Raw genomic sequence first — 8171 nt, 5'->3', positions numbered from 1 at the left:
CACCCGGCTCGGCGCCGACGGGCTGGCCTCCCTGCTGCCCCGTCTGCTGGCCCCCGCCGGCGTGAGCAGCGAACTGCCCGAGGCGGCGTGCGGCCGCGTGGAACTGACGGTACGTCAGAATCCCCGGGGACGGTTCCTCTTCCTGGTCAACCGCACCGACGACGAGGTGCCGGTGCCCGGCCTCGACGGCGAGCTGCTCACCGGCACCGCCGGCGCCGACGGCACCCTCCTCCTCCGCCCCAGGGACGTCGCCGTCCTGCGGCAGCCGCACGGCTGAGGCAGGGCGCACCGACCGTACGGAACACGCCCGCACACCCGAGACGGGAGCACACGATGGCACGCCGTACCCGCAGCAGACGCCTTCCCGAAGCCGCCGCCCTGACCGCGCTGGTCACCGCGGCCGCCCTGGCCGGCCTCCCCGCGCCGCGGGCCCGGGCCGAGGCGGCGCCGGCCGCCTCGGTCACGGTGCGGCCGGACCCGTCCTACCGGCAGGAGAAGTTCGAGGGCTGGGGCACCAGCCTGGCCTGGTTCGCCAACGCCACCGGCGGCTACCCCGCGGACATACGCGAGAAGCTGGCCGGGCTGCTCTTCGACGACGACGGGCTCGCGCTGAACATCGCCCGCTACAACATCGGCGGCGGCAACGCCCCCGACGTGAAGGACTACCTGCGCGCCGGAGGTGCCGTACCGGGCTGGTGGAAGGCCCCCGCGGGCACCACCCGCGCCGACACCGGCTGGTGGGACGCCGACGACCCGGCCGACTGGAACGCCGACGCCGACGCCGCCCAGCGCTGGTGGGTCGACCGCGTCAAGCACGACGTCGACCGCTGGGAGGCGTTCAGCAACTCCCCGCCCTGGTTCATGACCGTCAGCGGCTACGTCTCCGGCGGCTTCGACGCCGGCACCGACCAGCTCAGGAATGACTCGGTCGACGACTTCGCCGCCTACCTGGCGGGCGCCACCGAGCGGCTGGAGAAGGCGCACGGCATCGAGGTCGACACCGTCGACCCGTTCAACGAGCCGAACACCACCTACTGGAGCACCCGCCCGGGCGCGGACGGCGAGCCCGTCGGCGGCCGCCAGGAAGGCGCCCACATGAGCCCCGCGCTCCAGCAGAAGGTGCTCGCGGCCCTGGCACCCGCGCTGAAGAGGGCGAAGACCAAGGCACGGATCTCGGCGATGGACGAGACCAACCCGGGCACCTTCGCACAGAACTGGAACGCCTACTCCCCGCGGTCCCGCGGCCTCGTGGACCGGATGAACGTCCACACCTACGGCACCGGTCGGCGCACCACCGTACGCGACCTGGCCAAGGCCGCGGACAAGCCGCTGTGGATGAGCGAAGTGGAGGGCGACTGGGGCGACGGCCAGAACTTCACCGACATGCGGCCCGGCCTCGGACTCGCCCAGCAGATCGTCGACGACCTGCGCGAACTGGAGCCCCGCGCCTGGGTGTTCTGGCAGCCCGTGGAGGACTACGACAACATGCGGCCCGGCGGCGAGTCGGCCAAGGGCGGCAACTGGGGCAGCATCCAGGTCCCGTTCGGCTGCACCGCGAAGGACACCCTGAGGACCTGCCCGGTCCGCACCAACACCAAGTTCGACACCGCCCGGAACTTCACCCACTTCATCAAGCCCGGTGACCGGCTGATCAGGACGGACGACGCCTCCACCGCGGCGGCGGTGACCGCGAACGGCAAGGGCGCCTCCCTCGTCCACGTCAACCGCGCCACCGCGCCGCGCACGGTCACCATCGACCTGTCCAAGTTCGGCGACGTGAGCCGCAGGGCGACCGTCACTCCCGTCGTGACCAGCGCCGACGGCAAGCTCGAACAGCACGCCGCCATCAAGGTCACCGACCGCCGGGCCGCCTTCACCGTGCCGGCGCAGTCCGTGACCTCCTTCGTCGTGAGCGGCGTGACCGGAGTCGCGAAGGACGCCCCGCTGCTGCGCAAGGGCCACACCTACACGCTGACCGGCGTGCAGAGCGGCAAGGCGGTCACCGTGTCCGGCGACGGTACGAGCCTGGTCATCGGCGCCGGGACCGACGCGGCCGCCCAGCGGTGGAAGCTGAGCGCGGTGCACGGCGACAGCGGCGTCCGTCAGCGCCACGTCTTCACCAGCCCGGCGACCGGCAGACGCCTGGCCGTGCGCGACGACGTCCCGGTGGCGGAGCCCGACAGCGGCCGGCGGGACGCGGCCACCCAGTGGATCATGTCGACCACCGGCGACGGCACCTGGACCCTGGTCAACGCCGCCACGGGACGGCTCCTCGAAGTCGGTGGCCAGGCCACGAACGAGGGCGCCGCCGTCACCACCTGGCCGCCCGACTCCGGCTCCAACCAGCGCTGGACGGTCACCGACGTCACCGGTGGCGCCGTCTGATCGCCGTCGGCGAAGGCGACGTCGCGTGCACCGCCCCCGGTGGCCGGGAGCCGGCCGTCACCCCTGGCGCAGGTCCCTGACCCGGCGGATCTTGCCCACCGAGCGCTCCAGGGTCTCCGGCTCGACCACGTGGACCTCGATACTGACGCCGACCGAGTCCTTCACGCCCTTGGTGATGGCCTTGGCGGCTGCCTCGCGCTGGTCCGGGCCGGCGCCGGGGCGGGCCTCGATGCGGACCGTCATGTGGTCCATGCGGCCGCGCTGGGTCAGCTGGATCTGGAAGTGCGGGGCGACGCCCGGCACGCCCAGGACCACTTCCTCGATCTGGCTGGGGAAGACGTTCACACCGCGCAGGATGATCATGTCGTCGCTGCGGCCGGTGATCTTCTCCATGCGGCGGAAGGCGGGCCGTGCGGTGCCGGGCAGCAGGCGTGTGAGGTCACGGGTGCGGTAGCGGATGATCGGCAGGGCTTCCTTGGCCAGCGAGGTGAAGACCAGCTCGCCGCTCTCCCCCTCGGGCAGGACCTCGCCGGTGAGCGGGTCGACGACCTCGGGGTAGAAGCAGTCCTCCCAGATGTGCAGGCCGTCCTTGGTCTCCACGCACTCCTGCGCCACGCCCGGGCCCATGACCTCGGACAGGCCGTAGATGTCGACGGCGTGGATGTCCATGCGCTCCTCGATCTCGCGGCGCATGGCCTCCGTCCAGGGTTCGGCGCCGAAGATGCCGACCTTCAGGGAGCTGGTGCGCGGGTCGATGCCCTGCCGCTCGAACTCGTCGAGCAGGGTGAGCATGTAGGAGGGCGTGACCATGATGATCTCGGGCTGGAAGTCCCGGATGATCTGCACCTGGCGCGCGGTCATGCCGCCCGAGGCGGGGATCACGGTGCATCCGGCCCGTTCGGCACCGTAGTGCGCGCCGAGGCCGCCGGTGAACAGGCCGTAGCCGTAGGAGATGTGGACCTTGTGGCCCGGCCGGCCGCCGGCGGCGCGGATGGAGCGGGCGACGGCGTCGGCCCACATCGACAGGTCGTTCTCGGTGTAGCCCACGACGGTGGGGCGGCCGGTGGTGCCGCTGGAGGCGTGGATGCGCCGGACCTCGGACATGGGGACGGCGAACATGCCGAAGGGGTAGGTGTCGCGCAGATCGGCCTTGGTGGTGAAGGGGAACCGGGCCAGGTCCTCGAGACCGCGGCAGTCGTCGGGCTTCACTCCGGCCTCGTCGAACTTCCTGCGGTACTGCTCGACGTTGTCGTAGGCGTGTCGCAGGGTCGCGCGGAGGCGGTCGAGCTGCAGCTCGCGGAGCTGTTCGCGGGTCAGGCGCTCGCCGCTGTCCAGCAGCTCGTCCGGGAGCGGCTGTCCCAGCCGGGGCCCCTGGTCCGCCGGGGCCGTCAGTTCGCTGCTCATCGCGACTCCTTCGTGTTCGTGCTTCGCATGCTGCGGCTGCGTCCGCGGAACTCCGCGATCACCTCGTCGCCCGCCCGCCTCCCGCCGCCCTCGACGGACCGCGCTTCGCGCGGGCTGCCGTCGATGCGCCGGACGCTCACGTCGTAGATCCCGCTGCGGCCGTACCGGGTGCGCTCGCGGGCCGTCGCCTCCAGTACGTCGCCCTTGTGGGCCGGGGCGACGAAGTCGATGTCGGCCGCGGCCGCGACGGTCACCGGTCCGTGGCTGTTGCAGGCGCAGGCGAAGGCGGTGTCGGCGAGCAGGAAGAGGTAGCCGCCGTGGGCGATTCCGTGCCCGTTGACCATCTCCGGCGTCACCGTCATCCGCAGCACGGCGGTCCCCTCGCCGTGCCGTACCAGCTCGATGCCCAGTGACCGGGAGGCCCGGTCCGCGGCGAACATCGTCTCCACCGGGCCGGGGTCCACGTCAGTGGCCTGCTCCACGTTCTTCACCGCCTTGTGTACCGACCGAACATTCGGTTAGCGTCGGTCTTGTCAAGAAATCAAGCATCACCACTGCCTGTCAAGAGGTGGACCGCATGCCCAGCAACACTCCCGAGACCGTCGACTTCTTCGCCCGCCACCGTGAGCTGCTGGAAACGGCCGTCGCGGCCACCGCGAGCCGGGACCACTGGACGCCGTATCCGGAGTCCCCCAGCAGGTCGGTGTACGGCGAGGAGGCCGCGCAGCTCGGCGAGGCCGCCTTCCGGGACCAGCTGGGCAAGCCGTTCGCGCTGCCCGGGCACCCCGGGGACGGGACGGTGCGGGCCACCGAGACCTCCCCCTACGGCTTCGCGCTCGGGATCAGCTACCCCCGGGTCGCCCCCGAGGAGGCGGTGTCCGCCGCCAAGGCGGCCACCGGCACCTGGCGTGCGGCGGGCCCCGATGTACGCGCCGGAGTCGCCGTCGAGATCCTGGCCCGGCTGAACGCGGCGAGTTTCGAGAACGCGCACGCCGTGCAGCACACCACCGGCCAGGCCTTCGTCATGGCGTTCCAGGCCGGCGGCCCGCACGCGCAGGACCGCGGCCTGGAGGCCGTCGCCTACGCCTGGGCCGAGCAGAAGCGGCACCCGGCCGCGGCCCGCTGGACCAAGCCGCAGCGCAAGGGCGGGGCGCTGGCCATGGACAAGAAGTTCACCCCGGTCGGCCGCGGTGTCTCGCTGCTGATCGCCTGCAACACCTTCCCGACGTGGAACAGCTATCCGGGCCTGTTCGCCAGCCTGGTCACCGGCAACCCCGTCGTGGTCAAGCCGCATCCGGGCTCCGTACTGCCCCTGGCGCTCACCGTGCGGACCGCCCGTGAGGTCCTGGCCGAAGCCGGCTTCGACCCCGATCTCGTGATCCTGGCCGCCGAGGAACCCGGCGAGCGGACCGCGGGCTTCCTCGCGCTCCACCCCGACGTCCGCATCATCGACTTCACCGGCTCCACGGAGTTCGGCGACTGGCTGGAGACCAACGCGCGCCAGGCCGCCGTGTACACCGAGAAGGCGGGCCTGAACACGGTCGTCCTGGACTCCACCGACGACTACCGCGGACTGCTGGGCAACCTCGCGTTCTCGCTGTCCCTGTACAGCGGGCAGATGTGCACCACCCCGCAGAACCTGCTGATCCCCCGTACGGGCATCACCACCGACCAGGGCGTGAGGACCGCCGACGAGTTCGCCGCGGATCTGGGCGCCGCGCTGGACAAGCTGCTGGGCGATCCGGCGCGTGCGGCCGGCACGCTCGGCGCGATCGTCAACGGCGGTGTGCTCGAGCGTCTGGAGAAGGCGGCGGCGCTGGGCGGCGTCGCGCATCCCTCGCGGCCCGTCGAACACCCCGAGTACCCGCAGGCCGTCGTCCGTACGCCGCTGGTCGCGCTCCTGGACGCGGAGGCGGACGAGGGGACGTACACCCGCGAGTGGTTCGGGCCCGTCTCCTTCGTCATCGCCACCGACTCCACCGAGCACAGTCTGCGGATCTTCCGTGACACGGTGCACGCCCACGGTGCGCTCACCGCCGCGGTGCACTCCACCGGTGAGGAGGTCCTCGCCGCGGCCGAGTCGGCGGCCCTGGACGCGGGGGTGCACCTGTCGGAGAACCTCACGGGCGGGGTCTTCGTCAACCAGTCCGCGGCGTTCAGCGACTTCCACGGCAGCGCCGCCAACCCCGCGGCCAGCGCCACCCTGTCCGACCCCGCGTTCGTCACGGGCCGCTTCGCGACGCTGCAGTCGCGCCGCCCCGTCGTCCCCCAGGAGGCCACCCATGCCTGACGAGGTCTTTCTCATCGACGGGGCCCGCACCCCGCAGGGCCGCTACGGCGGCGCCCTGGCCTCCGTACGTCCCGACGACCTGGCCGCCCTGGTGGTCGGTGAGGCCGTCCGCAGGGCCGCAATCCCGGCCGAGGCCGTGGACGAGGTCATCCTGGGCGCGGCCAACCAGGCCGGCGAGGACAACCGCGACGTGGCGCGCATGGCCGTGCTGCTCGCCGGGCTTCCGCACACGGTGCCCGGCTACACGGTCAACCGGCTGTGCGCCTCGGGCCTGACCGCGGTCGCCTCCGCGGCCCAGGCGATCCGGTCCGGGGAGGCCGACCTGGTCGTCGCGGGCGGCGTGGAGTCGATGACCCGGGCCCCGTGGGTCATGGAGAAGCCGGGCACCCCCTGGGCCAAGCCGGGCGAGGTGCACGACACGTCCCTGGGCTGGCGCTTCACCAACCCGCGCTTCGCCGCCGCCGACCGCGCGGTGCCCGCCGGGGCGGGCCCCGAGACGGTGAAGGTGACCCTGTCGATGGGCGAGACGGCCGAGGAGGTCGCCGCGCTCGACGGCATCACCCGCGCCGACTCCGACGCCTTCGCGCTGCGCAGCCACCGGCGTGCCGTCGCCGCGCAGGAGGCCGGGCACTTCGACCGCGAGATCGTTCCGGTCCCGGTGAAGGACGGTCTCGTGGAGCGCGACGAGGGGCCGCGCCCGTCGACGACGCCGGAGAAGCTGGCCTCCTTGCGCACGATCTTCCGCAAGGACGGCATCGTCACCGCGGGTTCGTCCTCGCCGCTGTCCGACGGGGCCGCGGCCCTGGTGGTGGCGAGCGCGGCGGCCGTCGAGCGGTACGGGCTCACGCCGCGCGCCCGGGTCGTGACGTCCGCCTCGGCCGGGGTGCGGCCCAACATCATGGGCCTCGGGCCGGTTCCCGCGACGGAGAAGGCGCTCGCCCGCGCCGGCTGGCAGACCGCCGATCTGGACGCCGTCGAGCTCAACGAGGCCTTCGCCGCGCAGGCGCTGGCGGTCGTCCGCCGGCTCAAGCTCGACGAGGACAGGGTCAACGCCGACGGCGGCGCCATCGCGCTCGGCCACCCCCTGGGCTGCTCGGGTGCCCGCATCCTGCTCACACTGCTGGGCCGTCTGGAGCGCGAGGACGCCCGCCGCGGACTGGCCACGCTGTGCGTGGGCGTGGGGCAGGGCATGGCGATGCTGGTGGAGCGGGTATGAGCGGCTCTCCGAGCGACATGACGAACGGCACGGCGGGTGACACGACGTACGGGACGCTGCTCGTCGAGGAGCGCGAGGACCGGGTCGTGGTCACCCTGCGCCGCCCCGAGGCGCGCAACGCCATCAGCGGGCTGATGATCCGCGAACTGCACGCGGTCTGCGACCTGTTGGAACGCGATCCGAAGCTGCTGCTGCTCACCGGCCACGGCAACGTCTTCGCGGGCGGCGCCGACATCGCGGAGCTGCTGCGGCGCGGCCGGGACGAGGCGCTGCAGGGGATCAACAGCCGCCTGTTCGAGCGGGTGCGCAGGCTGCCCATGCCCACGGTGGCCGCCGTCGACGGCTGGGCCCTGGGCGGCGGCGCCGAGCTGTCCTACGCCTGCGACATCCGTATCGCGGGGCCCGGCGCCGTCTTCGGCAACCCGGAGCCGGGGCTCGGCATCCTGGCGGCGGCCGGGGCCTGCTGGCGGCTTTCGGAGCTGGTCGGCGAGTCGGTCGCCAAGCAGGTGCTGCTCGCCGGGCGGAACCTGGACGCGCGGGCGGCTCTGGCCGCCGGTCTCGTCATCGACGTCGTGCCCGCGGAGAATCTGCTCGACGAGGCGCACGCGCTGCTGGACCGCATGGCGCGTTCCTCGGCGACGGCGCTGCGTCTGACCAAGCTCGTCGTCGACGCGCCGGGCGCGCACCCGGTCGCCGACGACCTGGCGCAGGCCGTGCTCTTCGAGGGCCGGGACAAGCAGGACCGTATGACGCGCTTCCTGGCGAAGAGGAACAGGAGCAAGGCATGAGCAGTCCGACCGCGCCCGCCGTCGTCGGCGTGATCGGCGGCGGCCGGATGGGGGCCGGCATCGCGCAGTCGTTCGCGGCGATCGGCTC

At 72.7% G+C, this 8171-nt stretch carries 7 protein-coding genes and 1 pseudogene; 6 read left to right on the top strand and 2 right to left on the bottom strand.

The features are described from left to right. Together RH94_RS43250 and RH94_RS13425 are read left to right on the top strand one after the other, a co-directional pair. A partial coding sequence (locus RH94_RS43250) for a Beta-galactosidase C-terminal domain (RefSeq protein WP_234425740.1) occupies positions 1-277 on the top strand: 277 nt, incomplete at its 5' end. 56 nt (positions 278-333) lie between these two features. Beyond that, positions 334-2385 (top strand): RICIN domain-containing protein, encoded by a 2052-nt coding sequence (locus RH94_RS13425; RefSeq protein ID WP_073947831.1) that lies wholly within the window; start codon positions 334-336, stop codon positions 2383-2385. 57 nt (positions 2386-2442) lie between these two features. Here RH94_RS13425 and paaK read toward each other — a convergent pair whose 3' ends face one another. Beyond that, entirely contained in the window at positions 2443-3789 is a 1347-nt protein-coding gene (paaK, locus tag RH94_RS13420) for a phenylacetate--CoA ligase PaaK (RefSeq protein ID WP_073947830.1), read from the bottom strand. Further along, the gene (paaI, locus tag RH94_RS13415; protein WP_073947865.1) at positions 3786-4271 is read right to left on the bottom strand and encodes a hydroxyphenylacetyl-CoA thioesterase PaaI; all 486 of its coding nucleotides are present in this window, start codon (positions 4269-4271) and stop codon (positions 3786-3788) included. Before paaI ends, paaK begins: the two co-directional genes overlap by 4 nt. 95 nt (positions 4272-4366) lie before the next feature. Between paaI and paaN the strand changes: the two genes are divergently transcribed. From paaN to RH94_RS43245, 4 genes and pseudogenes are all read left to right on the top strand, one after another. Further along, positions 4367-6079, top strand: a complete 1713-nt coding sequence (paaN, locus tag RH94_RS13410; RefSeq protein WP_073947829.1) for a phenylacetic acid degradation protein PaaN — start codon at positions 4367-4369, stop codon at positions 6077-6079. Then, complete coding sequence (locus tag RH94_RS13405) at positions 6072-7295, top strand: thiolase family protein (RefSeq protein WP_073947828.1); 1224 nt, start codon at positions 6072-6074, stop codon at positions 7293-7295. Before paaN ends, RH94_RS13405 begins: the two co-directional genes overlap by 8 nt. Beyond that, positions 7292-8083: an enoyl-CoA hydratase/isomerase family protein gene (locus RH94_RS13400; RefSeq protein WP_199880941.1), complete on the top strand. Its 792-nt coding sequence runs from the start codon at positions 7292-7294 to the stop codon at positions 8081-8083. The genes RH94_RS13405 and RH94_RS13400 overlap by 4 nt, the downstream gene beginning before the upstream one ends. Then, positions 8080-8171, top strand: a pseudogene (locus RH94_RS43245) (3-hydroxybutyryl-CoA dehydrogenase); the annotation flags it as partial. The gene RH94_RS13400 and the pseudogene RH94_RS43245, both read left to right, overlap by 4 nt.

Source organism: Streptomyces kebangsaanensis (assembly GCF_001906585.1).
Lineage (GTDB): Bacteria > Actinomycetota > Actinomycetes > Streptomycetales > Streptomycetaceae > Streptomyces > Streptomyces kebangsaanensis.
The sequence above is the reverse complement of the archived record's forward strand: the minus strand, read 5'-3'. Positions and strand labels throughout refer to the sequence as shown.